General features: G+C 69.1%; 20 protein-coding genes, 2 tRNA genes and 1 rRNA gene. 14 read left to right on the top strand and 9 right to left on the bottom strand.

The genetic code is table 11. The features are described 5' to 3' along the window. Positions 1 to 207 precede the first annotated feature (207 nt). A complete protein-coding gene (locus AB0C27_RS37865) occupies positions 208 to 633 on the bottom strand; it encodes a MarR family transcriptional regulator (protein WP_357854575.1) in 426 nt (141 codons plus the stop codon). 91 nt (positions 634 to 724) lie between these two features. Between AB0C27_RS37865 and AB0C27_RS37860 the strand changes: the two genes are divergently transcribed. After that, positions 725 to 1,456, top strand: coding sequence for an SDR family oxidoreductase (locus AB0C27_RS37860; RefSeq protein ID WP_357854572.1), 732 nt, complete (start codon positions 725 to 727; stop codon positions 1,454 to 1,456). Between the two features lie 341 nt (positions 1,457 to 1,797). On the opposite strand, the gene AB0C27_RS37855 is transcribed toward AB0C27_RS37860, so the two are convergent. The 3 genes from AB0C27_RS37855 to AB0C27_RS37845 all read right to left on the bottom strand — a co-directional run bounded on the left by AB0C27_RS37855 (position 1,798) and on the right by AB0C27_RS37845 (position 6,330). Then, positions 1,798 to 2,718: a hypothetical protein gene (locus AB0C27_RS37855; RefSeq protein WP_357854569.1), complete on the bottom strand. Its 921-nt coding sequence runs from the start codon at positions 2,716 to 2,718 to the stop codon at positions 1,798 to 1,800. Positions 2,719 to 3,040: 322 nt separating this feature from the next. Beyond that, on the bottom strand, positions 3,041 to 4,393 hold the full coding sequence (locus AB0C27_RS37850) for an AarF/UbiB family protein (protein ID WP_357854566.1): 1,353 nt from the start codon (positions 4,391 to 4,393) through the stop codon (positions 3,041 to 3,043). 59 nt (positions 4,394 to 4,452) lie between these two features. Then, positions 4,453 to 6,330 carry a ThiF family adenylyltransferase gene (locus AB0C27_RS37845; protein WP_357854564.1) on the bottom strand — a complete coding sequence of 626 codons (1,878 nt, stop codon included), beginning with the start codon at positions 6,328 to 6,330 and terminating at the stop codon, positions 4,453 to 4,455. A gap of 424 nt (positions 6,331 to 6,754) precedes the next feature. Here AB0C27_RS37845 and AB0C27_RS37840 point away from each other — a divergent pair, with 424 nt between their 5' ends. The 3 genes from AB0C27_RS37840 (at position 6,755) to AB0C27_RS37830 (ending at position 8,701) form a co-directional block, all read left to right on the top strand. After that, the gene (locus AB0C27_RS37840; protein ID WP_357854561.1) at positions 6,755 to 7,537 is read left to right on the top strand and encodes an enoyl-CoA hydratase-related protein; all 783 of its coding nucleotides are present in this window, start codon (positions 6,755 to 6,757) and stop codon (positions 7,535 to 7,537) included. A gap of 67 nt (positions 7,538 to 7,604) precedes the next feature. Next, complete coding sequence (locus AB0C27_RS37835) at positions 7,605 to 8,120, top strand: M48 family metallopeptidase (protein ID WP_169789153.1); 516 nt, start codon at positions 7,605 to 7,607, stop codon at positions 8,118 to 8,120. Continuing rightward, complete coding sequence (locus AB0C27_RS37830) at positions 8,117 to 8,701, top strand: hypothetical protein (protein WP_357854558.1); 585 nt, start codon at positions 8,117 to 8,119, stop codon at positions 8,699 to 8,701. Before AB0C27_RS37835 ends, AB0C27_RS37830 begins: the two co-directional genes overlap by 4 nt. A gap of 42 nt (positions 8,702 to 8,743) precedes the next feature. Here the strand turns inward: AB0C27_RS37830 and AB0C27_RS37825 are convergent, their stop codons facing one another. The 3 genes from AB0C27_RS37825 to AB0C27_RS37815 are packed head-to-tail and all read right to left on the bottom strand — an operon-like array spanning position 8,744 to position 11,541. Continuing rightward, on the bottom strand, positions 8,744 to 9,730 hold the full coding sequence (locus AB0C27_RS37825; RefSeq protein ID WP_357854555.1) for an endonuclease/exonuclease/phosphatase family protein: 987 nt from the start codon (positions 9,728 to 9,730) through the stop codon (positions 8,744 to 8,746). A 42-nt stretch (positions 9,731 to 9,772) separates the two neighbouring features. Beyond that, positions 9,773 to 10,333 carry an NUDIX domain-containing protein gene (locus AB0C27_RS37820; protein ID WP_357854552.1) on the bottom strand — a complete coding sequence of 187 codons (561 nt, stop codon included), beginning with the start codon at positions 10,331 to 10,333 and terminating at the stop codon, positions 9,773 to 9,775. After that, a complete protein-coding gene (locus AB0C27_RS37815; protein ID WP_357855516.1) occupies positions 10,330 to 11,541 on the bottom strand; it encodes a zinc-dependent metalloprotease in 1,212 nt (403 codons plus the stop codon). The genes AB0C27_RS37820 and AB0C27_RS37815 overlap by 4 nt, the downstream gene beginning before the upstream one ends. A gap of 130 nt (positions 11,542 to 11,671) precedes the next feature. On the opposite strand from AB0C27_RS37815, the gene AB0C27_RS37810 reads away from it, so the two are divergent. From AB0C27_RS37810 to AB0C27_RS37770, 9 genes are all read left to right on the top strand, one after another. Further along, complete coding sequence (locus AB0C27_RS37810; protein WP_357855513.1) at positions 11,672 to 12,745, top strand: NAD-dependent epimerase/dehydratase family protein; 1,074 nt, start codon at positions 11,672 to 11,674, stop codon at positions 12,743 to 12,745. 52 nt (positions 12,746 to 12,797) lie between these two features. Next, positions 12,798 to 13,223 carry a molybdenum cofactor biosynthesis protein MoaE gene (locus tag AB0C27_RS37805; RefSeq protein WP_346114809.1) on the top strand — a complete coding sequence of 142 codons (426 nt, stop codon included), beginning with the start codon at positions 12,798 to 12,800 and terminating at the stop codon, positions 13,221 to 13,223. A gap of 10 nt (positions 13,224 to 13,233) precedes the next feature. Further along, complete coding sequence (locus tag AB0C27_RS37800) at positions 13,234 to 14,280, top strand: PDZ domain-containing protein (protein WP_357854548.1); 1,047 nt, start codon at positions 13,234 to 13,236, stop codon at positions 14,278 to 14,280. Positions 14,281 to 14,409: 129 nt separating this feature from the next. After that, positions 14,410 to 17,373, top strand: a complete 2,964-nt coding sequence (locus AB0C27_RS37795; protein ID WP_357854545.1) for a UPF0182 family protein — start codon at positions 14,410 to 14,412, stop codon at positions 17,371 to 17,373. 92 nt (positions 17,374 to 17,465) lie between these two features. Continuing rightward, positions 17,466 to 17,542 (top strand) — tRNA-Met (locus tag AB0C27_RS37790). Positions 17,543 to 17,652: 110 nt separating this feature from the next. Next, a tRNA-Met gene (locus AB0C27_RS37785) sits at positions 17,653 to 17,729 on the top strand. 129 nt (positions 17,730 to 17,858) lie between these two features. Continuing rightward, complete coding sequence (locus tag AB0C27_RS37780) at positions 17,859 to 18,326, top strand: group II truncated hemoglobin (RefSeq protein WP_357854542.1); 468 nt, start codon at positions 17,859 to 17,861, stop codon at positions 18,324 to 18,326. Positions 18,327 to 18,374: 48 nt separating this feature from the next. After that, positions 18,375 to 20,972, top strand: a complete 2,598-nt coding sequence (locus AB0C27_RS37775; RefSeq protein ID WP_357854539.1) for an ATP-binding protein — start codon at positions 18,375 to 18,377, stop codon at positions 20,970 to 20,972. After that, the gene (locus AB0C27_RS37770) at positions 20,969 to 21,649 is read left to right on the top strand and encodes a response regulator (protein WP_357854537.1); all 681 of its coding nucleotides are present in this window, start codon (positions 20,969 to 20,971) and stop codon (positions 21,647 to 21,649) included. The genes AB0C27_RS37775 and AB0C27_RS37770 overlap by 4 nt, the downstream gene beginning before the upstream one ends. 24 nt (positions 21,650 to 21,673) lie before the next feature. Here the strand turns inward: AB0C27_RS37770 and AB0C27_RS37765 are convergent, their stop codons facing one another. Continuing rightward, positions 21,674 to 21,802: a hypothetical protein gene (locus AB0C27_RS37765; RefSeq protein ID WP_346114815.1), complete on the bottom strand. Its 129-nt coding sequence runs from the start codon at positions 21,800 to 21,802 to the stop codon at positions 21,674 to 21,676. A 321-nt stretch (positions 21,803 to 22,123) separates the two neighbouring features. Continuing rightward, the gene (locus tag AB0C27_RS37760; protein ID WP_357854534.1) at positions 22,124 to 22,522 is read right to left on the bottom strand and encodes a hypothetical protein; all 399 of its coding nucleotides are present in this window, start codon (positions 22,520 to 22,522) and stop codon (positions 22,124 to 22,126) included. 597 nt (positions 22,523 to 23,119) lie between these two features. Here AB0C27_RS37760 and AB0C27_RS37755 point away from each other — a divergent pair. After that, a 16S ribosomal RNA gene (locus tag AB0C27_RS37755) occupies positions 23,120 to 23,216 on the top strand; the annotation flags it as partial.

Raw genomic sequence — 23,216 nt, 5'->3', positions numbered from 1 at the left:
CGGTACGGGCGAGCTGAGAACAGCCGTACACCGGGACGGGTCCCAACGCCGTACCGGATCAACGACACCGTGACCGAGCCGACGGCGACGTCCGGTGTTGATGGAGGGGCGTGAACCCGGCTTCCTGGTCGGGTCACGCTGGTCCGGTGTGATCGGCCCTGCCAGGACTGACCGGTGGTGGATGCGGATCGGTCGCGACCGCAGCGATCAGGAACGCAGCGCAGTCGTGGCGGATCGGAGCAGCTGAGCGAGGCGGTCGCGTTGGCTGCTGGGCCAGGAATCGAAGCGCGTGATCAGGGTGGTGTCGATGGCCTGCTGGAATTTCCTGGTAACCGCCTCGCCCTCGGGAGTGAGGTGCACGCGGATCATCCGCCGATCGTCGGGGTCGGGTTCACGGGTGAGCAGGTCGCGTCGCCGCAGCCGGTCGACCAGGCCGGTGATGTTGGTCTTGTCGCAGTGCAGCAGAGTCGCGAGCTCGCCGAGGGACGGCTGCATGTGCTGGGCGAAGCACAGGAGTTGCGCTTGCTGGGGAGTCAGTCCCAGTTGGCGGCTGGCCGTGCTGAACAGGCCGTCGATCTCCATGTAGACGCCGATCAGCGTCTCGACGAGTTCGTCATCGGGTGCGGCGGCCATGCCACGCAGTCTACTCCCTGGACAGTTGACACTCTCGACCAAATTAGTCGATGCTGTGGACCATCCATAGAGTCGACCAATTGGAGAGTTCATGCGTACCGAGGATCGGGTCGCGGTCGTCACCGGCGGATCGCGCGGCATCGGACGGGCGATCAGCGACCGGCTCGCCGCGGCTGGGATGCGCGTCGTCATCGGCTCCCGCGACCAGGAGACGGCCGCGCGGGCGGTGGACCAGATCAAGAACGCGGGCGGGCTGGCCACCGCGGTCCGCACGGACATCACCCGCCCCGAGACGGTCAGGGAGTTGTTCGATGCTGCCGAGCGCCAGTACGGCCGGGTCGACGTATGGGTGAACAACGCCGCCACGGCGACCGGCGGCCCGCTGGCCCGCGCCACCGATGCCGACTTCGGCCAGTTCTTGCAGGCCAACGTGCTGGCCACGTTCGTGGCACTGCGCGAGGCCGCGCAACGCATCCGCGACCATGGCCGGATCATCCTGATCTCGTCCGCGCTGACCGTATCGCCGCTGCCCGGCATGGCGCTGCTGGCCGCCGGCAAGGCCGCCGGTGATCAACTCGCCCGTACGCTGGCCTGGGAGGTGGGTGCCAGATCCGTCACGGTCAACAGCGTCCTGCCCGGATTGACCCGTACCGACGTCCTCGACACCGTGCCCCCGCACGTCATCGACGACGCCAAGGCCCGCACCCCGCTGGGCCGCCTGGGCGAACCGGCCGACATCGCCGACGTCGTCGCGTTCCTGGCCTCGGACGCCGCCCGCTGGATCACCGGCCAGAGCATCAACGCCGCCGGTGGCATGATCTGACGAGCCGGACGCCGCACGATCCCCAGACCCCGGCCAGTACGGCTCACAAGTTGGTTGCGCGATCACGGTGATGGTGATCGCCAGCGTGGACCGACCGAGACGGCGTGCCGGGGACCAGGGTCTGCGCCGTGAAGAGGGCGCTGGCCGGCGGGGCAGGTGCGAGCATTTACCCCGCCGACCAGCCATTGAGCTGTCCACCCCCGCGCACCCATCAGGCTCGTGCGGAAGTTCGAGTACCTGACGGGACGGGCGGATCGGACAACTCGGTCAGAACACCGGCCACGTGCGTGCCCGACTCGCGATCACGACAACATCCGCAACCGCTCGCCGGAGTCGCACACTCAGTGCCCGGTGATGCAGGAGAGGGCGCCGACCTCGACGGGTGCGCCCGAGTACGACGGATCGATGATGGCGGTGACCTTCCCCGCCTTGGAGATCAAGCACTCACCGGTGACGTTCGGATCGGCGATGGCGTTCGCGACCGGCGCGGCAACCCCCGGATCGACAACGGCACCCATGACCGGGACAGCGGCCGGCGGACCATCCGCAATCCCCATCTGGGGCGATGTGGTGGCGGTTGTTCCAGCTGTGGCTGCCATCGCGATCGGGCCAGCGAATGTTCCACCTGTACGCGCCCTCGGGATCGCGCCGGTGGCACGTGTACTGCCTGCGAACGCCATCAGAGCCGGTCTGGTGACGATGGTCTTGCCTATGCGCACCCTCTTAGCCGGGTTGATGGTGCGTGCGCTGACTTCGGACGTCATCGGGGCCCGGGTGGTGGCGGACGTCCTGCCTGTGTGCACCCCCAGGATCGGGCCGGTGGTCGGCGCACCGCCTGTGAGCATCAGTGGGGTCGGAACGGTGACGAGCGCCCCGGCCGTGGACGCCATCGCAGCCGGAACGGTGCCGAGCGAGCCGGCCATCACCGCCGAGCCGATCACCACAATCGGCGCGGCGACCACTTTTGCGGCGGGGTGTCCCAGTGAGCGTGCACCCACCAACGCGGCGGCGAGCGAACCGACGATCACCAGCGGCCCGATCCACCCCAGCGGCCTGATCCCCGCCAACGAGCCGATCTCCGCGAACGCAGAGATCCCCGCGAACGAGCCGGCCCCCGCGAATGTGGCGGCGCTCACCAGCACGGCCACGCCCGCCAGTGAACCAGTGACCACTCGTGTGGTGGCGCCCGTCAATGAACCGGCGACCACTCGCGCGGCGGCGTCCACCAGTGAGCCGGCAACCACCCGCGCGGCGGCGACCACCGGGCGAGCTGATCGATGCATGAGGCGTCTCCGAAGGAATCGTTACTCTTCGAAGTCATATCATTACACAGAGTGGCACTAGTTCAACGCTGGGTCTCCAAAGTCTCACGTATCTCACCTTGGGCCGTGCTCCAGGAGGCTGGCTTGGCGGTAGCGCGACCAGCAACGAAGGAGAGGGCAGCGTGAGGCGAAGACCGCGGGTGACGGCGCGACGGGGGAGGAGCCGAGCCGGAGGAAGGTGAACCGGAAGGAGCCGCGTTGGGAAGGTCGAGCTGGAGGAAGTTGGGCCGGAGGAAGTCGAGTCGAAGGGACCTGAGCCGGGTCAGCCGATCGCCAGCGGTTCGTCGTCGGAGTTCGCATCCGGGTCAGGGTCGTCGGCGAAGCCCGGGACCCAGCGGATCACCTCGTCGCGAAACCGGGCCGTGGTGCCGAGCTGGCAGAGCACGCCGATACCGGCCGCGTGCACCCGGTGGATGAGCACGTACGACGTCGGCAGGTTGAGCTGGCGGATCACGTTGGTCGGCCGGAGGTCCGTGACGCTGGCCGCCTGCTCCTGCAGCCACTCCCGGCTGAACGTGAACTCCTCCACGGCGGTCGGCTCCACGTACGGCGCGAGGAAAGCGCGCAATGCGTCGGCGTCGACCTCGATGTCCGGCCGGATGAAGCCCTCCTGCCGCAACCCCTCCGTGACGGTGGCCATGTCGCCCTGGTTGAAGATGCGGGTGAGCTTTCCGAACGCCGGCGGATAGCCCTCGGGCAGGCGGTTGACCGCGCCGAAGTCGAGCACGCCGAGCTTGCCGTCGGCCAGCATGCGGAAGTTGCCGGGGTGCGGGTCGGCGTGCAGCATCCCGACCCGTGCGGGGGAGCAGAACAGGAACCGTACGAAGAGCAGTCCGGCCTGGTCGCGTTGTTCCTGGGTGCCCTCGGTGATGATGCGCGACAGGGGCGTGCCGTCCATCCACTCCGTGACCAGCACCATCTCGTTGGCGGCCACCACATCGGGCACGTGGAAGTCGGGGTCGCCGTTGAACTCCAGGGCGAACGCGTGCTGGGCCTCGGCCTCCCTCAGGTAGTCGAGCTCCTCCGCGATCCGCTCGCGCAGTTCCCCGAGCACGGCTTTCATGTCGAGGCCCGGCAGCAGCGCGCCGAACAGCTTGCCCAGCCGCGCGAGCTGCGCGAAATCGCCGAGCAGGGCCTTGCCCGCCCCCGGGTACTGGATCTTGACGGCCACCTCCCTGCCGTCGTGCCACACGGCCCTGTGCACCTGGCCGATGGAGGCGGCCGCGGTCGGCTGGTCGTCGAACGATAGGAAATGCTCGCGCCAGCCGTCGCCCAGTTGCTCGGTCAGCACCTTGTGCACCGTGGACACGGGCAGCGGCGGGGCGGACTCCTGCAGCTTGGTGAGCGCGGCGCGGTAGGGCCCGACGACCTCCTGCGGCAATGCCGCCTCGAAGATCGACAGAGCCTGGCCCAGCTTCATCGCGCCGCCCTTGAGCTCGCCGAGAACCTTGAAGACCTGCTCGGCCGTACGCTGCTGCACCTCCTGTGCCACGATCTCCGCGGACTTGCCGCCGATGCGCTTGCCCAGCCCCAGGGCGGCGCGGCCCGCGAAGCCGAGTGGAAGGGTGGCCAGTTTGGCCGAACGCGTGACAGCGCGGCGCGGAAGATCGTTCACACCGATGCGCGGAACCTCGTCGAGATGCCGCTTCCCCCCTTCGTGGTCGTCTGAGCACGTCAGTCGCGGTTGGGTGCCATGACCATTCTTAGCGAATATGGGTTACTTCGCATACAACGACATTGCGGATGTACCCTCCACGATCGCCTTTTCCATTGCCAATCAGGCGTTACGTCTACTGTGCCATTGGTCACAGATGACTCCTTACCGTCCAGGTAGGCGAGTGCGTGACCGGTCGCCGCGGCCGCCACGGCGGTGGCCAGCGCCACGTCGCAGGCGATCTCGCCGGGCGGATAGCCGCCCAGCCGGGCGGTGACGATCGGCCAGTGGGGATCGTGGTCGCGCCGGGTGAGATCGAGGCAGTGCAGGCACGCGGTCTCTCCGGGCAGGACCAGCGGACCGACACACCCGTACCCCTCGAAGGCGGCCACGAGGAGGTGGGGGATGCGCAGCGTGTTCAGCTCGTTGACCAGCACCGTGTCGAGAGGGCCGACCTGGGCCAGGACGACGAGATCGGGCCGATCCCACTTGTCCCCGAGAAACGGCCCACCGGCGACGACGTTCGAGGTGGGCTTGTGGTTCGAGGTGGGTTGGTGAACGCCACCCTTCGAGGCTTGAACGACATCAGACCGGCTCTCTCGCCGCCCAGAGCCGCCCATCGGTCCGGTTCCGGTCCCGGTTCTGCCGGAGTCGGACGCGTCCCGTCGTGCGGGTTCGCCCTTGCGCGCGGTCCTGGTTCCGCTCGACTCCGATCCGCCGACCCGCCTGGTCCCGGGCGAGTCGATGTCCTTTCGCCCGGTCCCGGTGCCAGTCCCGCGCGGGTCGGTGCCCTGTCGCTCGGTTCCGGTCCCGCCCGGGCCGGTGCCGCTCTCTCGCCCGGACGTGGGGCTGTGCGAGTCGGCCCTGGTCCCGCGTGTGTCCAGGGTCGTTTCGCGGGTGTGGGACGTGTCCACGCGCGGGCTCTGGGCCGCCCCTTGGGTGTCGGATGTCGCCCCGCCTGGGTTCCGGGCTGCTCCGTGAGTGTCGGACGTAGCCCCGCGCGGAGCCTGGGCTGTAGGGCGTGGGGCGGCAAACGTTCCGCGCGCGTTGGTGACCCCGCGCGTGGTGGGAGTTGCACGCATGGTGGTTGTCCCGCGCGTGCTCGGTGCGACTCCTCGCAGACCGGGACCAGGGCGGGGGCCGGGGTTCAGGCCGGGGGCGGCGTCGGGGCCTGGGGTGGGGGTGGTGTTGCGGCGGTTCGTGGGGGTGGTGAGGGTGGGGTAGACGGCGGGGCTGGAAGGAGTGCGGTTGGTGGTTTGGGGGTTGCGGGGTCGCCCGGTGGTCTCGTCGGGGCCGTGAACAGCTGCACCCGGCGTGGCGCCGCCTGAGGTGATTCTGTTGGCTGCGGCGACCGCCCCCACCTCCCTGGGCAGGCCCACCTCCGCCCACGTCAGCCCGCCCGGGGTGAGGTCGGCCGGCTGGGTCGTGCCGGGGTCGAGGACTCGGATGTCGCCCACGCCGGCCGCCGCCAGCAGGGCGACGACCTGGGCGCCGATGCGGCCGGCGCCGTAGACGCGTACGCGCGATCGTCTGCGGCGTTCGAAGTGGGCGATCATTCCGTCGGGAGCCGTGGAGGCGAGGTCGAGGGCGTCGAGGTCTGGTTTGAGGCGGTCTCTCTCGGCCAGCGGGAGCTCGCGCAGAGAGCCGGGGCCGGCGGCGGCGTCGTGGAGGGCGCCCTGGGCGGCGAGCTGGTCGAGCAGGGCCCGGGCGCGCGTCGCGTCGAGCCCGGCACGAGCGGCGTCGCGAAGGACCGCGTCGAGGTCGCGGGTGCCGTCGAGGCCCTCGATCCACTGCCGGACGGGTCTGGTCAGGCCGCTCAGCATGACCGCCCGCAGCGGGTGGACGCCATATTGCAGGGTCTGCTCGTCGCGGAGGAGGTGCCGGAGGATGGGCTTCACGCGTGGCCTCATGGCGGGAAGGTTTCCATGCCGGAGCAAGATCCCGAGCGGGTTCGGCGACGGCTGTGGATAACCGCCGGAATTGATGAAAGCGCCTGTGGACGAAGCGAAGCGAAGCGTTGATCCGTAGAAAAGATCATTCCTTCAAGGGGTCTCTGGAGGCCGCCGCCTCTCCTGCCGCGATGCGCGATCATCGACCTGCGTGACGAACGCCGGCGATCATCGACCTGCGTGACGAACGCCGGCAATCATCGACCTGCGTGATGAACGGCAGCGATCATCCTCAAGCGATGATCATCCCTACATGAAGATCATCCTCAAGTGATACGACCACACGTGATCACCGCAAAGCCTTATGCCGTACGTGATCACCGCCAACCGCCAGGCCCCGACATGATCACCGCCAAGCGTTACGCTTCCCGGCATGGACGAGCTCTTGGTTGATCGTAAAGACGACGGAGTCGTACTCATCACCCTCAATCGCCCCGACATGCGTAACGCGATGACCGACGCCATGACCGCCCGATGGCGCGAAACCATGTCCGAGCTGGCCACCGACAGAGACGCGAGGTGCCTCGTCGTCACGGGCGCCGGCACGGCGTTCTCCTCGGGCGGTGACCTGTCGTGGATCGGCGAGCGCGGCGCGGAGGCCGTGCCCCGGCTGCGTGAGCGCATGCTCGCCTTCTACCGCACCTGGCTGATGATCACCGAGCTGGAGATCCCCACGGTCGCCGCCGTCAACGGCCCGGCCGTCGGTGCGGGGCTGTGCGTGGCGCTGGCCTGCGACCTCGTGTACGCGGCCGACGACGCCAAGCTGCTGGCCCCGTTCACCTCGCTGGGGCTGCACCCGGGCATGGCCGCCACCTACCTGCTGCCGCGCAGGGCGGGCGCGGGGCTCGCGCGGGAGATGCTGCTGACGGGCCGCAGCCTGTCCGGAACGGAAGCAGCGGCTAAAGGGTTGGTAAATCAATCTTTCCCGAAAAATGACCTAATGTCGGAAGTAGGCGGCATCGCCGCGAAGATCGCTCAGAACGCACCCATTGCCACAAGGCTCACCAAAGTAGCCCTCAACCAAGACCATCAAGACCTGGAAGCCGCTCTGAGGTGGGAATCCTTGGCCCAGCCCGTGACCATGGCCTCCGCCGACATGATGGAGGGCCTCACGGCACATCGGGAAAGGCGCATGCCCAAATTCACCGGCTCTTAATCATCTGACCAGCAGAAACAACGTCCACCCTCTGTGGAATTTCGCCAGTCTCGGCTACCGTGCATATGTGCCCCCCGAGACAGTCGAGGTTCGTCGCAGTTCTCGTCGCCGGCGTACGGTCTCCGCCTACCGCGACGGCGACAAGACGATCGTGCTCCTGCCCGCCTGGTTGAGCGGCGAAGACGCGGATGAGTGGGTGAGCCGGATGCTGGATCGGCTGGCCGCCAAGGAACGCCGAAGAAGGCCCACCGACGAGGCGCTGCTCGAGCGGGCCAAGGAGCTGTCGGCCAAATATCTGGACGGCGAGCCCGACCCCGTGAGCGTGCGCTGGGTCGACAACCAGCAGCACCGCTGGGGCTCGTGCACCCCCGAGACCGGCACGATCCGGATCTCCACCAGGCTCAAGGGCCTGCCCGAGTGGGTCATCAACTATGTGATCATCCATGAGCTGGTGCACCTGCTGGTGCCCAGCCACGGGGCCAAGTTCTGGGCGCTGGTAGAACAGTATCCGAAGGCGGAGCGGGCCCGCGGGTTCCTCGAGGGATTCTCCGCGGCGGCCCACACGGCACCGGAGGAGTGTTGACGCGCATCGCCGCGGTCCTCGTCCATCAGCACATGGCACAGGCGGCCCCGCCGGGCGTCGACCCCAGGGAGTTCCTGGAGGCGGTGGCCGAAGACACCTACGAGATGGTCGCCGGCCTCGACCTCGTCACCCCGGTCCTGCTCACCAGCGTCCCCGGCCTGGACGATCTCGTCTGGCCGGGCACCGAGGTGATCTCGATCGCCGAGGGCGAACCGCTCAGGACGACCCTCGCCCGCCTCGACGCGGAGCAGGCGGCCGTGATCAGCGCCGACGCACCCGACCTGCCGCCACTGCTGGTCGGCAAGCTGTTCAGGGAGCTGGGCCGGGCCGAGATCGTCGTCTGCCCGGCGGAGAACGGCGGCGCCGTGGCCCTGGCCTGCGTGCTGCCCCCGCCCGCCTGGGCGGACCCCGACCTCGACGCGTACGACATCGTCAAGGAGCTGCGCGCCCAGGCCCCAGGCCCGCGCCGGGTCGCCACCACCCCTGGCTGGCACCGCCTGCGCGCACCTGAGGACGTCGCCCGCCTCGACCCCGGCCTCGAAGGCTGGGACAACACCAGAGCGCTGGTCGGGGCAGGCTGAGAGCTCGCCACCCCGAGCCGAGCGCCGACCGGGGCAGGCCGATCAGGGCAGGCTGAGCCGGGCCAGCACGGCCCGGTGGTCGGTGCCCGGCACGTCGCGCACGCTGACCTCCTGCACCCCCACCCGCTGATCCACCAGCACATGATCGATCGTGATGAACGGCGGCACCCGCTTGCCGGCCGGCCACGTCGGGATCAGCCCGGCCCCCACCTGGTCGGCCGCGTCCTTGTAGCCCCGCGACAGCACCCCGCGCAACGCGGCGTGGTCGAGCGAGGCGTTGAAGTCGCCGGCGATGATCCGGATCCGGTCGGGGGAGGTGGAGGGGAAGGCCGCCATTGCCTCGTTCCAGCTGGTGACCTGCGGGCCCAGCGGCGGGAACGGATGCGCGTCCACGAACTCGATCGGCTTGCCGCCCGGCACCGAGATCAGCGCCGCGGGCATCTGGTGGCCGACGGGCGGCATCAGGTCCCAGAGCGCCTCCATCGGGTAGCGGGAGTAGATGCCGCTGCCTCCGGCACTCCACTCGGCCTGGAGCACGCGGTGCGGCATGATCTCCTTCAGCCCGTCCGCGTCCAGGTCGGCGACCGCCCCGGGGGTCAGCTCCTGGGTGCTGAGCACGTCGGGGGCGAACTCGCGTACCAACCGCATGATCGACGCGACGTCGGCCCGGCCGAACAGCATGTTGATCGTCATGACCCGAAGCGGCCGCGCCGACGCGGCGTCGGCGGTGCCGAGCGCCCTGGGCAGCACGCTGAAGCCGAGCGCGGTCGTCGCGAGCAGCGCGACGGCGGCCGCGGCGCGCTTGCGTCCGACGGCGGCGATCAGGAGCGGCACCAGAGAACCCGCCGCCGCGTACGGGGTCGCGGTCATGAGCTGGGTGGGCAGCGAGCCGCGCTCCAGCCCCGCCACCCTGACCAGCGCCCAGGCGGCGAACGGCGTCACCGCCACCCACGTCAGCGCCGTCGCGGGGAACTTCCTGCGCTTTCGCACCGGTGTCACGATGGTGCCGCCGACAGGCGATGTCTCCACGCAAGCCCCCTTTGGAACGACGCAAAACGCCGCAGATGGACTCTAGCCAAGCGCGCGTGAATCCGAGGTAAGGGCGGCCTGTCCGCGTGCGGCCAAACGGCGGGTCGCCTCGTCGGACAGCTCCGGGATCTCGTCCACGGGGAACCAGCGCAGGTCGAGCGACTCCTCGCTCATCACGGCCTCCGCTCCGGCCGGCGCCACCGCCGCGTATTCGACGTCGAGGTGCCAGCAGCGCGGCGGATGGCACCACACGGCGTGCCGGTCGAGCGCGAGCGGACCCGGCAGCAGCCGGAGCCCGGAGATCCCCGACTCCTCCCACGCCTCCCGCAGCGCCACCGCCGCGAGGGACGTGTCGGAGATCTCACAGTGGCCGCCCATGGGCAGCCACATCTTGGCCTTCGGATGCAGGGTGAGCAGCACCTTGGCGCCGTCGTGCGACAGCACCGCGGTCGTCGCCGTCAGATGCCCGGGAACGCACTCACGCAGCATGGCGTCGTCGTGCTCGCGCAGGTGGTCGAGGAACTGCTCGCGCAGCGCCTCCTCCTCGGGGGTGGGCGCCGACCAGGTGGACAGCACCGCCACCGCGTCGTGGTGCAGGCTCAACCCTGGCCGCCCTCGCCGTCGTCGTCGGGCTTGGCGTCGAGCTGCGAGATGTCCCAGGCCGTGTCTCCGCGTACGAACGCATCGGGGTCGTCGAGGTCGTCGGCCGTCGGCATGAGGTCGGGGTGGCTCCACAGCGCGTCGCGCCCGTCGACGCCGCGCTCGTTCTCCAGCGCCCGCCACAGCGCCGCCGCCTCGCGCAGCCGCCTGGGCCGCAGTTCCAGCCCCACCAGCGTGCCGAACGTCAGCTCGGCGGGCCCGCCGGTGGCGCGGCGGCGGCGTACGGTCTCGGCCAGCGCCACGGCGGAGGGCAGCTTGCCGTCGGCGGCCTGGTCGACCACCGTCGCCACCCAGCCCTCGACCAGCGCGAGCATCGTCTCCAGCCGCGCCAGGGCGGCCTTCTGCCGCTCGGTCTCCTCGGGCTTGAGCAGGTTGCCCCCGCTCAGCGCCTCCTGGATGGCCTCGGGGTTGTTGATGTCGAGCCCGCGGATCTGCTCTTCGAGCGCGGAGGTGTCGACCGTGATGCCCCTGGCGTATTCCTCGACCGCCCCCAGCAGGTGTGAGCGCAGCCACGGCACGTGCTGGAACAGCCGGTGGTGCGCGGCCTCGCGCAGCGCCAGGTAGAGCCTGATCTCGTCGGCGGGGACCTCCAGGCCCTCGCTGAAGGAGGCGATGCCGCCCGGCAGCAGCGCGGTCGTGTCGGACAGCGGCAGGCCGATGTCGGTGGTGCCGATGACCTCGCGGGCCAGCGAGCCGAGCGCCTGCCCGATCTGCTGGCCGACCATCATGCCGCCCATCTGCTTGAGCATGCCCATGAGCGGCCCGGCCATCTGCTGGGCCTCAGGAGGCAGCCCTGAGCCGCCGAGCGCGCCGCCCATGGTCTCGACCATGCGCTCCGCGATCGGTTCGCAAAGCTTTCGCCAAATCGGGATCGTGTTCTCGATCCACTCAGACCGGCTCCAGGCCTGCGGGTTGGACACGCCGCTCGGCAGCGCGGTCGCCTCGTTGAGCCACAGGTCGGCCAGGCTGAGCGCCTCGACGATCTGACGGCGCTCGCCTTCCATGACACTCGGGTCGCCCTCGGCGACCACGGCGTGCCGGGCGATGTTCTTGGCCATGTCCCAGTTGACAGGGCCTGAACCCTGGGGCGCCGACAACATGTCGGCGAACTGGCGCATCGCCTGAGCCATCTGCTCAGGGTTGCCGAACATGGCGAACGGGTTCTCGTTGGGGTCGTTTTCGCGACCTGGCAGGTCAGTCACCGCTCTACCTCGTGCAGGATGGAGGAGTCCACATCCGCCACGTTAGCCGTCCTACGGCGGATCAGTGCAAAGTGAGGACCTGGTGCCTACCTCGAAACGCCCGCGTCAACCCGTCGTCGCCGTAACGGGCGCGGCCTCCGGACTAGGTCGCGAAGTGCTCGTGAAGCTCGTCTCCTCCGCGGATTTCCGCAGAGTGGTGGCCATCGACGAAGAACGCGGCGACGTCCAGGAAGCCACGTGGAGGGTGATCGACGTCCGAGATCCGCTCTTGGCGAACCGGATCTCCGACATCGACGTGCTGATCCATCTGGCCGGCGACTACGCCGTCGACTCCGACCCGGCCGAGCGGCGGGCCTACAACCTGCGCGCCGCCCAGACGGTGCTGACGGCCTGCGCCGCCGCACGCGTGCGCCGTGTGGTGCTCGTCACCAGCGCGATGGTGTACGGCGCCGCGCCCGACAACGAGGTGCCGCTGCCCGAGGACGCCCCGGTGGCGGCCGAGCCCGACACCGGCGTCGTGGGCGACTTCCTGGAGATCGAGTCCCTCGTCCGCAGGTCGTTGCGCAGCCACCCGGGCGTGGAGGTGACCGTCCTGCGCCCGGCCGCGGTCGTCGGCCCCGGCGTCGACACGGTGCTCACCCGCCACTTCGAGTCGCCCAGGCTGCTGACCGTCAAGGGCTGCAGCCCGCACTGGCAGTTCTGCCACATCGACGACCTCGTCTCGGCGCTGGAACTGGCGGCGCGCGGCGTGGTCAGCGGCGTGCTGGCGGTCGGCTCGGACGGCTGGCTGGAGCAGGAGCAGGTCGAGGAACTGTCCGGCATCCGCAGCCTGGAGCTGCCCGCCGGCCTGACCTTCGGCACGGCGCAGCGCCTGCACCGTCTCGGCGTCACTCCGGCCCCCGCCACCGACCTGCACTACGTCGTCTATCCGTGGGTGGTCGACTGCGCGGTGCTGCGCGAGGCGGGCTGGAAACCGGCGTGGACCAACGAGGCCGCGTTGCGGCAGCTCATGGAGCTGCGCGAGAACAGGACGACCGTGGTCGGCCGGCGCCTGCCGGTCAAGGAGGCCACGCTCACCGCCGCCGGAGCCACCGTGGCCGTGATCGGCACCGCCGCCATCGTCCGGCAGGTCCGCAAAAAGCGCCGCCAATGATGCTTCTTCGCGGCGCGTAAGAAACGCGGCCGGTAAAGGTTAGGCTTTTTCCGTGGACGTCATCCGGTTGCTCGGCATTCGTGACACACCGCTCTCGGTCGACGAGGTGCTGGCCGCCGTCGGCGACCACGCCGCGGGCGGCACCACGTTCTTCGTGGGCACCGTGCGCGAGCAGGACCACGGCAAGGCGGTGACCGGCCTGTCCTACTCGGCGCATCCGACCGCCGAGGCCGAGCTGCGCCAGGTGGCGGAGAAGGTGGCCGCCGACTTCCCGGTGACGGCGCTGGCCGCCGTGCACAGGGTGGGCGACCTGGCGCTGGGCGACACGGCGGTGATCGTCGCGGTCGCCGCGCCCCACAGGGACGAGGCGTTCAAGGCCGCGCGGCGGCTGATCGACGACCTCAAGGCACACGTCCCCATCTGGAAACACCAGGTGTTCTCCGACGGCGAGACCGAGTGGGTCGGCGCCGGAGAATAAGCTCATCGACATGTCACGACGCGCCCTGACCCTGCTGCTCGCGGGTTTCCTCGTGCTCGCGTTCGGGGTGGTGGGCGCCTTCCGTCCGGTCCCGTACGTCGTGCTGAGCCCAGGGCCGACGGAGAACACCATCGGCGAGGTCGACAAGAAGCCGGTCATCTCGATCAAGGGCCGGCAGACCTACCCCACCAAGGGCGCGCTCCACCTGGTCACGGTGGCCTACCAGGGCGGCCCCGCGGCCCAGATCGACCTGCTCACGGCCCTGCGGGGCTGGATCGACCCCACCGTGGCGGTGGTCCCGCAGGAGACCATCTTCGCTCCCGACCGCGATCCGAAGCAGGTCGAGGAGGAGAACGCGGTCGAGATGACCAACTCCCAGGACTCCGCGACCGCCGCCGCGCTCAACGAGCTCAAGATCCCTTACTCGATGGCCGTGAGCGTGGCCTACACCGAGAAGGGCAAGCCCGCCGACGGCAAGCTGAAGAAGGACGACGAGATCGTCGCCGTCGACGGCAAGGCGGCCAGGGACGTCACCGCCGTCAGCGACGCGGTCAAGGCGCACAAGACGGGCGACAACGTCGTCTTCACCATCACCCGCGGCAAGGACAAGCTCGACGTCACCGTGCCGACCGTGGCGGGCCCCAAGGGGCAGCCTCTGGTGGGGGTGACGATGCAGGCGAAATACAAGTTCCCGTTCGAGGTCGACATCAACGTGGGCGACGTCGGCGGGCCCAGCGCCGGGCTGATGTTCTCGCTCGGCATACTCGACAAGCTCACGCCCGGCGAGCTCACCGGCGGCAAGCAGATCGCCGGCACCGGCACGATCGATCCCGGCGGCGCCGTCGGGCCGATCGGCGGGATCGCGCAGAAGATGGTCGGGGCGAAGGATTCCGGCGCCACGATCTTCCTGACCCCCGCCGACAACTGCGCGGAGGCCATGAAAGCCGTGCCCGACGGGCTGCGGCTGGTCAGAGCGGACACGTTGCACAGCGCGGTGCAGGCGCTCGACGCGCTGCGCACCGGCAAGGGCGAGGTGCCCGCTTGTGAGACCGGATGAAACTTCTGGCCATCGCCGTGCGTTAGTCGTAGGGCTGGCACAGCGGTGTAAGTTGCCAGACACGGACCGTTTCTTCATTACGACGAGGGGTTGGCCTTGAGCTTCCGGACCCCAGGAGCCGGCAGGGCGATGCGCTTGCCCCGCCGACCGCGACTGCTTCTGCCTGTGGCGATCGCTCTGGTAGTGATCGTCGCGCTCTTTTTCCTTTTTTCGGGCATCTATACCGATTTTTTGTGGTTTGACTCGACCGGCTTCACCTCGGTCTTCAGCGGAGTGCTGCTGACCCAGATCGTGCTGTTCCTGGCCGGAGCGGTGCTGATGGTCGCCATCGCGGGCGGCAACATGCTGCTGGCCTTCCGCACCCGGCCCATGTTCGGGCCGGCGATGTTCGGCGGGGGCAGCGGAGCCGACCGCTACCGCATGGCGCTCGATCCCCACCGAAAGCTGATCTTCATCGTCGGCATGGGGTTGCTCGCGCTCTTCTCCGGCTCCTCGTTCGCGGGGCAGTGGAAGACCTGGCTGCAGTTCAGCAACGGCGCGTCCTTCGGCAAGCAGGACCCGATGTTCGGCTACGACATCGCGTTCTTCATGTTCGACTATCCGTTCATCCGGATGGTGCTGAACTTCCTGTTCACCGCCGTGATCATCTCCATCGTGCTGGCGGCGATCACCCACTACCTCTACGGCGGGTTCCGGCTGCAGTCGCCCGGCGTGCACGCCTCCAGGGCGGCCCGCGTCCACTTGTCGGCGCTGCTGGGCATCTTCGTCCTGCTCAAGGCCGTCGCCTACTGGATGGACCGCCTCGGCCTGGTCTTCTCCGACCGGGGCTTCGTCCACGGCGCCTCCTACACCGACGTCAACGCCGTGCTGCCGGCCAAGACCATTCTCGCGATCATCGCGCTGATCTGCGCCGCGCTGTTCTTCGCCGGCGTCGTGCGCCCCGGCGGCATGCTGCCCGGCGTCTCCTTCGGCCTGCTCGTGCTCTCGGCCATCCTGATCGGCGGCGTCTACCCGGCGCTGGTCGAGCAGTTCCAGGTCAAGCCCAACCAGCAGGGCAAAGAGGCGGCCTACATCCAGCGCAACATCGACGCGACACGGGCGGCGTACAACGTCGACAAGACCGAGGTGGAAAACTACAACGCCCAGGCCGACCCGACCAAGGTCCAGTCCAAGGGCGACACCTCCGTCTCCGGCGTGCGCCTGCTCGACCCGGCGCTGGTCTCCTCGACCTACGAGCAGACCCAGCGGATCAGGGGCTTCTACAGCTTCGCCGACCCGCTCGACGTCGACCGCTACCCCGACAGCTCGGGCAAGCTGATCGACCACATCGTCGGCGTACGCGAGCTGACCAGCCCGCCCGAGGGCCAGAACAACTGGATCAACCGGGCCCTCGTCTACACCCACGGCTACGGCTTCGTCGCCGCGCCGGGCAACCAGGTCGACTCCAGCGGCCTGCCCGCCTACGACGCCAAGGACATGCCGGTCAGCGGCCCGCTGGTCACCAGCACCAACCTCAAGGAGCCGCGCGTCTACTACGGCGAGGATCCGGCCTCGTCCTCCGAATACGTGATCGCGGGCGGCAACCCCAACAACCCGCAGGAGCTCGACTATCCGGAGACGGGCGGCACGGGCCAGAAGAACACGACCTACACCGGCACCGGCGGCGTGCCCGTCGGCTCGTTCGTCAACAGGCTCGTCTACGCCGCCAAGTACAGCGAGGCGAACATCGTCCTCTCCGGCGACATCAACGACAACTCCAAGATCCTGTACGTGCGCAACCCGCGCGACAGGGTGCAGAAGGTCGCGCCCTACCTCACCCTCGACGGCAACCCGTACCCGGCGATCGTCGACGGGCGCATCCAGTGGATCGTCGACGGTTACACGACCTCCAACGACTACCCGTACTCGCAGAGCGAAAGCCTCGGCGACATGACGCGCGACACCTCCACGGACCGTCGCGTGATCGCCCAGCAGCCGAGCGACAAGGTCAACTACATCCGCAACTCGGTGAAGGCCACCGTCGACGCCTACGACGGCACGGTCAAGCTCTACGCCTGGGACAACAACGACCCGGTGCTCAAGACGTGGAGCAACGCCTTCCCCGGCACCATCCGCCCGGCGTCGGAGATGAGCCCCGACCTGCGCCAGCACGTGCGCTACCCGGAAGACCTGTTCAAGGTGCAGCGCTACACCCTGTCGCGCTACCACATCACCAACCCGGCCGCCTTCTACAGCGGCCAGGACTTCTGGAACGTCCCGGGCGACCCGACACAGGGCGACAAGAACATCAAGCAGCCGCCCTACTACCTGACCACCACGATGCCGGGCAGCACGCCCGCGTTCTCGCTGACCACGACGTTCGTGCCGCGGCAGGGCCCCAACCTGGCTGCCTTCATGGCGGTCGACTCGTCGGAGGGCGCCGACTACGGCCGCATGCGCATCCTGCGCATGCCGTCGAGCACACCCATCCCAGGCCCAGGACAGGCGCAGAACTCCTTCCAGAGCCGTTTCGCGGGTGAGCTCAACCTGCTCGGCGTGGGTGCCTCGTCGGTCCGCTACGGCAACCTCCTGACGCTCCCGTACGCGGGCGGCCTGGTCTACATCGAACCGGTGTACATCCAGGTGGCCGCGGGCGGCGGGCAGGAGCCGTACCCGATCCTGCAGCGGGTGCTGGTGTCGTTCGGCAGCAAGATCGGCGTGGCGCGCACCCTGGACGAGGCGCTCCAGGAGGTCTTCGGCAGCGAGCAGGAAGAACAGGCGCAGCCGAGCGATCAACAGCAACAGGGGCGGCCAGAACAGGCCAACACGGCGCTCAACTCGGCCATCTCCAACGCCAAGAAGGCCTACTCGGACGCGCAGAAGGCCCTTCAGGCCAGCCCGCCCGACTGGGACGCCTACGGCGACGCCCAGAAGCGGCTGGAGGAGGCGCTCAAGGCGCTGGAAGGGGCGAACACGCAGCAGGAGACCGCGCCGTCGCCCTCGGCCTCACCGTCGGCCAGCGCGTCACCCACCGCCTCGACCACCGCGGCACCGACCGGGTCGCCTCCGGCGACACCGCCACCGGCGTCGCCGTCGGCCTCTCCGACCGGTTAGCCGGCCCGGAACCGGCCCGGAACCGAGGCGGAAACAGGATCTGGTTTGCGTACACCCCGCGTCGCCGATAGTCTTGTAAAGCACGAAGACGACGCGGGGTGGAGCAGTTCGGTAGCTCGCTGGGCTCATAACCCAGAGGTCGCAGGTTCAAATCCTGCCCCCGCTACCAGGCCGAAGGCCCGGGATTTCGACATCGGAAACCCGGGCTTTCGCGTGTGAGCGAGGGATCACGGTCCATCCACTCTCAGGAAGCCTGTATAGTAACTAGTGACACACCGACGCGGGGTGGAGCAGTTCGGTAGCTCGCTGGGCTCATAACCCAGAGGTCGCAGGTTCAAATCCTGTCCCCGCTACCAAAGAAAATCCTCGGTCGCCAGAACATCTGGCGGCCGGGGATTTTTCGTTTGTGCCCATGTATGGACGGCCTGGCGTTATGTCCGGATAATGCCTTGTTTCATGGCCTGTGGTGGTGATCACATGATTACATGGCTGATGAGACAGTGCCCACCCTGTACGAATGGGCCGGCGGCACCGAGGCGCTGGAGCGGCTGACCGAGGTCTTCTACCGCAGTGTCGTCAAGGACGATCTGATCGGGCCGCTGTTCGCGCACATGGATGGCGATCATCCGAAGTACGTGGCGATGTGGCTCAGCGAGGTCTTCGGCGGCCCCGACCGCTACACCCGCGAACGCGGCGGCTATCCCAACATGCTCCGCCACCACCTCGGCAAGGCCATCACCGAGCCGCAGCGGCGCAGATGGGTGAGCCTGCTCATGGACGCGGCCGACGAGGTCGGTCTGCCCGACGATCCCGAGTTCAGGGCGGCGTTCGCGGGTTACATCGAATGGGGCACCCGGCTGGCCAGGTCCAACTCCCAGCCCGGCGCGACCCCGCCTGCGCAGGCGCCGGTGCCGCACTGGGGCTGGGGCGTGGCGCCGCCGTACCAGCCTTAGCCCCGCCGCTTAGCCCTGCCGCTCAACCGGGCCGCTTAACCTGGAGGAATGGGAGGCAGGCCCCGAGGGCGGCTGCGAGTCCACCTGGGCGTCGCGCCCGGGGTGGGCAAGACGTACGCCATGCTCAGCGAGGCGCGGCGCGCCCGCGAACGGGGCGAGGACGTCGTCGTGGGCCTCGTCGAGACCCACGGCCGTGCCGCCACCGCCCGCCTCCTCGACGGCCTGGAGGTCCTGCCCCTGCGGACCCTGCCGTACCGGGGGACGACGTTCACCGAGCTGAACGTCCGTGCCGTCATCGCGCGCGCTCCCGCGATCGTCCTGATCGACGAGCTGGCCCACACCAACGTCCCCGGCTCGCGCAACGCCAAGCGCTGGCAGGACGTGGCCGAGATCCTCGACGCCGGGATCGACGTCGTCTCCGCCGTCGGCGTCCAGCACCTCGCATCGCTGAACGACGCGGTCGAGCGGATCACGGGGGTGCGGCAGCGGGAGACCGTACCGGATGAGGTGCTGCGGCGGGCCGACCGGATCGAGCTGGTCGATCTGCCGCCCGAGACGCTGCTGCGGCGGCTGGCCCACGGGGACCTCTACCCGGCCGACCAGGTGGACGCGGCCCTCGCCGGCTATTTCCGCCTCGGCAACCTGACCGCCCTGCGGGAGCTCGCCCAGCGCTGGCTGGCGGCCGACTCGCGACTCGGCCTCGACCAGGACGAGCGGCTTGGCCTTGATAGGGACGGCGGGCCGGACGACGAGCGACCCCGCCTCGACCGGGACGAGCGGCTCGGTCTTGATCGGGACGGGCGGACGGACGGCGAGCGGCCCGGTTTCCCGGGCGCGCGTTCGTGGGAGGCGCGTGAGCGGGTGGTGGTCGCGCTCACGGGCGGGCCGGAGGGCGACACGCTCGTACGGCGGGCGGCCCGCATCGCCGCCAGAGGCAAGAACGTCGATCTGCTGGCCGTGCACGTCACCAACGCCGACGGTCCGCCCGGCGGCGACCCCGCCACCCTGGTACGCCAGCGCGCCCTCGTCGAGACCTTGGGCGGCACCTACCACCAGGTGGTCGGCGAGGACGTGCCGCGGGCGCTGCTGGAGTTCGCCCGTGGCGTGCGCGCCACGCAGCTCGTGCTCGGCGCGTCGCGGCGGCGGTGGCCGTTCGCGCGCGGGGTCGGTGCGACGACTTCGGCGCTGTCGGGCCCGATCGACGTGCACATCGTGCCGCACGAGGCGACCGGCCTGGGCCGCGGTCTGGCCCGGCCGGGTCCCGCGCTGACGCGGACGCGGAGGTTGTCGGGCTGGGCGCTGGCGCTGCTCGGGATGCCGCTGCTGGCGGCCGTGCTCGTGCCGCTGGGCCTGTCGCTGCCCAGCGAGCTGCTGCTCTTCCTGCTGCTCGTCGTGGCCGCCGCCATGGCGGGCGGCATGTGGCCCGCGCTGACGGCGGCGGTGTTCGCGTTCGGGCTGCTCAACTGGTTCTTCACGCCGCCGGTGCGCACGCTGACCGTCGCCAGGCCGGAGAACGTGCTCGCGCTGGTCATCTTCGTCCTGGTGGCCGTCATGGTCAGCACGGTCGTGGACCTGGCGGCCAGGCGCAGCAGGGAGGCGGCGCGCTCGCGTGCCGACGCCGAGGTGCTGTCCACGCTGGCCGGCCACGTGCTGCGGGGCGAGTCGGCGCTGCCGTCGCTGCTGGCCAGGACGCGGGAGACGTTCGGGCTGAGCGCGGTGACCCTGCTCGAACGGAGCGACGAGTCCGGCGAGTGGCGGGTCGTGGCCACGTCGGGAGGGATGCCCGCGACCCGTCCGGGATCGGCCGACACCGACGTCGCGGTCGACGACCGGCTCGTGCTGGCCGCGCGGGGGCGTCCGCTGGAGGTGAACGAGCGCAAGGTGCTGGAGGCGTTCGGGGCCCAGGCGGCGGTGGCGCTGCGGCAGCAGCGGCTGCGTGAGGTCGCCGACCGGGCCGGGCCGCTGGCCGAGGTCGACCGCATGCGTACGGCGCTGCTCGCCGCCGTCGGCCACGATCTGCGTACGCCGCTCGCCTCGGCCAGGGCCGCGGTCGAGAGCCTACGCAGCACCGACGTCACGTGGACCGAGGAGGATCGGGGCGAACTGCTCGCCACTGCCGACGAGTCGCTGATCAAGCTGAACCGCCTCGTGTCCAACCTGCTCGACATGAGCCGCCTCCAGGCCGGAGCCCTCGGCGTGCGGCTCGAACCGGTGGCGATCGAGGACGTGCTGCCGCACGCCGTGGACGACCTCGGCCCGCTGCGCGACCGCCTCGAAACCGACATACCGTCCGACCTGCCCGAGATCTCGGCCGACCCCGCCCTGCTGGAACGCGTACTCGTCAACCTGATCACGAACGCCGTGCGCCACAACCCCGGCGGCGAACCCGTACGCGTCACCGCCGGCTCCCACGGCGGCGACGTGGAGATCCACGTCATCGACCGGGGCCCCGGCATTCCCGCAGAAGCGCATGAAAGGGTGTTCCTGCCGTTCCAGCGGCTCGGCGACCGTGACAACCACGCGGGCGTGGGGCTCGGGCTTGCGCTCTCACGCGGCCTCACCGAGGCGATGGGAGGCACGCTCACGCCTCAGGACACGCCAGGAGGAGGACTGACCATGACCATCTCGCTGCGGCGGGCCTCATGACGCGCGTACTCGTGGTGGACGACGAGCCGCAGATCCTGCGCGCCCTGCGCGTCAACCTGGCCGCCAGGCAGTACGAGGTAGCGGTGGCGCCCGACGGCGGCACGGCCCTGCGCCAGTCCGCCGAATGGCACCCCGACCTCGTCATCCTCGACCTCGGGCTGCCCGACCTCGACGGCGTGGAGGTCATCCAGGGCCTGCGCGGCTGGACCACCGTGCCGATCATCGTCCTGTCCGGCCGCGCGGACAGCACCGACAAGGTGGACGCCCTGGACGCCGGCGCCGACGACTACGTGACCAAGCCGTTCAGCATCGACGAACTGCTCGCGCGGGTGCGCGCGGTGACGCGCCGCACGGGTCAGCAGGACGAGGAGAACGCCACGGTACGGGTGGGCGACCACGTCGTCGACCTCGCCGACAAGACGGTCTCGGGCGGGGTGCACCTGACTCCCACGGAGTGGCACTTCCTGGAGCTGCTGGTACGCAATCCCGGCAAGCTGATCAGCCAGCGGCAGTTGCTCACCGAGGTGTGGGGGAGCGCGTACCTCAAGGAGACGCACTATCTGCGCCAGTACATGGCCCAGCTGCGGCGCAAGCTCGAACGGGACCCGGCGCATCCGGTGCAGCTGCTGACGGAGCCCGGGATGGGGTACCGATTCCAGCCACTGCCGCCAGAGTGATCCAGGGTCTGGCGATTGCCGGATTCAGACCCTGCCGCCGGGCATCCTGAACGCCTTCCGCACGGCCCAGCCCAGAAGCAGCAGGCCGAAGACGACTTGTACGACGCGCATCCAGAGGGAAGAGCCCTGGTCCGCGTAAATCACGATGCCCACCCACATCAGGCCAAATAGCCCAACCAAGATGATTGCCACCCAGTTCAGCCCCCGCTGCCACATATGCGAAGTCTTACAGGCGGTGCGCCAAGGGGAGGTATGCCCGAAGTCCTCATCACACCAGCGTGAACCGACGGTCGGCCACGTGGGCTGGGTGACCCGGCTTGGGCGGCCGGGAGTCGGGCAGCCCTGGGTGGATCGCCTGGGTGGCGTGACCGGAGCCGGGCAGCCATGGATCGGCGGCCTGACCGACGGCGCTGGACCGACAGCGCTGGACCGACGGCCATGGATCGGCGGCCTGAATGGTGCGGGTGCGGGTGCTTACCGGCGGAGGGTGCGGCCGGTGCCGACGCAACGGCGCAGGCGCATGCCGCGCGGCCGTCGCGGCGCCGGCTCCTCCAGGCAGGCGAGCAACGCCGCCGCCGCGCGCGCGTCGGACAGGATGCGCTGCACGGCCTCCCCGTCCTCCGGCAGCTGACCGCGCTCGGCCAGCTCGTGCTTCAGGAACGCCAGCGGCTCCGCCTCGCCGACGGTGTCCGCCGCCACCGTCGCGCGCGCGGCCGTGAGCAGGCGCAGGTAGTGGGTGCGCAGGACGGCCTCACGCATGCGCGCGTGTTCGAGGTCGTCGATCAGAGTCCTGGCGATGCGCAGCAGGTCACCCACGTGGGTCGCCTCGTCGGCGAGGAACGCGCGAATGTCGTCGAACTCCGACCGGGTCATGGCCGCCACCTCCGAGAGCGCAGTCTGCTCGTACGTACTTCGTACGTGAGAACGATTGCGGATGACTTGCCATCGACTTGCGATCGGAGGCGTCGTCCAGGGGGTGGACAGGTGAGGTTTGAGGGTCTGGTGGTGAGGGGAGAACCGTCTGATTACCTGAGTCGGCCAAAGTGGGCGCGCCAGGCTGCTAGAGTTGCTTCGCGCAGGGCGGCCAAGAGGTTCCTAGAGCTTCGGAAGATGCCCGGCAAATCCCACTACCTTCAGGGTCGTCCTTCGATGGTGACAAACCACTTCGGATGAGCTGGTAAGTTAGAGGGGTTGTCTCCGAAAGGGGCGGCGCTTAATTCCCGCAGGTCGAGCGAGTCCGGTCAATTTGACAGGGACTTGAACGGCTGAAAGAATTAAGACACAACGAAAGAACAAAACGGAGTGAACGCCTCCGAGCGGGAGCCGCGAGAGTGTGGTTTCGGTGAGGATGTACGCGTCCGTTTCTTGAGAACTCAACAGTGTGTTAAAAGCCAGTGCATGATTTTCATGCAACACCTCGTCAAGTCATAGTGCTTGATTTGGATTTTTGTTGGGATTGTTTCCAGACATTGTTTGGAGAGTTTGATCCTGGCTCAGGACGAACGCTGGCGGCGTGCTTAACACATGCAAGTCGAGCGGAAAGGCCCTTCGGGGTACTCGAGCGGCG

Source organism: Nonomuraea sp. NPDC048882 (assembly GCF_040649755.1).
GTDB lineage: Bacteria > Actinomycetota > Actinomycetes > Streptosporangiales > Streptosporangiaceae > Nonomuraea > Nonomuraea maheshkhaliensis.
This window is presented reverse-complemented; position numbering and strand designations above follow the sequence as displayed.

Excerpts from the sequence above, each read along its gene's own strand:
- AB0C27_RS37840 (WP_357854561.1), top strand. The coding sequence starts at position 6,755 with ATGGACGAGCTCTTGGTTGATCGTAAAGACGACGGAGTCGTACTCATC.
- AB0C27_RS37760 (WP_357854534.1), bottom strand. The coding sequence starts at position 22,522 with ATGACCCGGTCGGAGTTCGACGACATTCGCGCGTTCCTCGCCGACGAG.
- AB0C27_RS37770 (WP_357854537.1), top strand. The coding sequence starts at position 20,969 with ATGACGCGCGTACTCGTGGTGGACGACGAGCCGCAGATCCTGCGCGCC.
- AB0C27_RS37775 (WP_357854539.1), top strand. The coding sequence starts at position 18,375 with ATGGGAGGCAGGCCCCGAGGGCGGCTGCGAGTCCACCTGGGCGTCGCG.
- AB0C27_RS37860 (WP_357854572.1), top strand. The coding sequence starts at position 725 with ATGCGTACCGAGGATCGGGTCGCGGTCGTCACCGGCGGATCGCGCGGC.
- AB0C27_RS37800 (WP_357854548.1), top strand. The coding sequence starts at position 13,234 with ATGTCACGACGCGCCCTGACCCTGCTGCTCGCGGGTTTCCTCGTGCTC.
- AB0C27_RS37780 (WP_357854542.1), top strand. The coding sequence starts at position 17,859 with ATGGCTGATGAGACAGTGCCCACCCTGTACGAATGGGCCGGCGGCACC.
- AB0C27_RS37815 (WP_357855516.1), bottom strand. The coding sequence starts at position 11,541 with ATGTTCGGCAACCCTGAGCAGATGGCTCAGGCGATGCGCCAGTTCGCC.
- AB0C27_RS37865 (WP_357854575.1), bottom strand. The coding sequence starts at position 633 with ATGGCCGCCGCACCCGATGACGAACTCGTCGAGACGCTGATCGGCGTC.
- AB0C27_RS37795 (WP_357854545.1), top strand. The coding sequence starts at position 14,410 with ATGCGCTTGCCCCGCCGACCGCGACTGCTTCTGCCTGTGGCGATCGCT.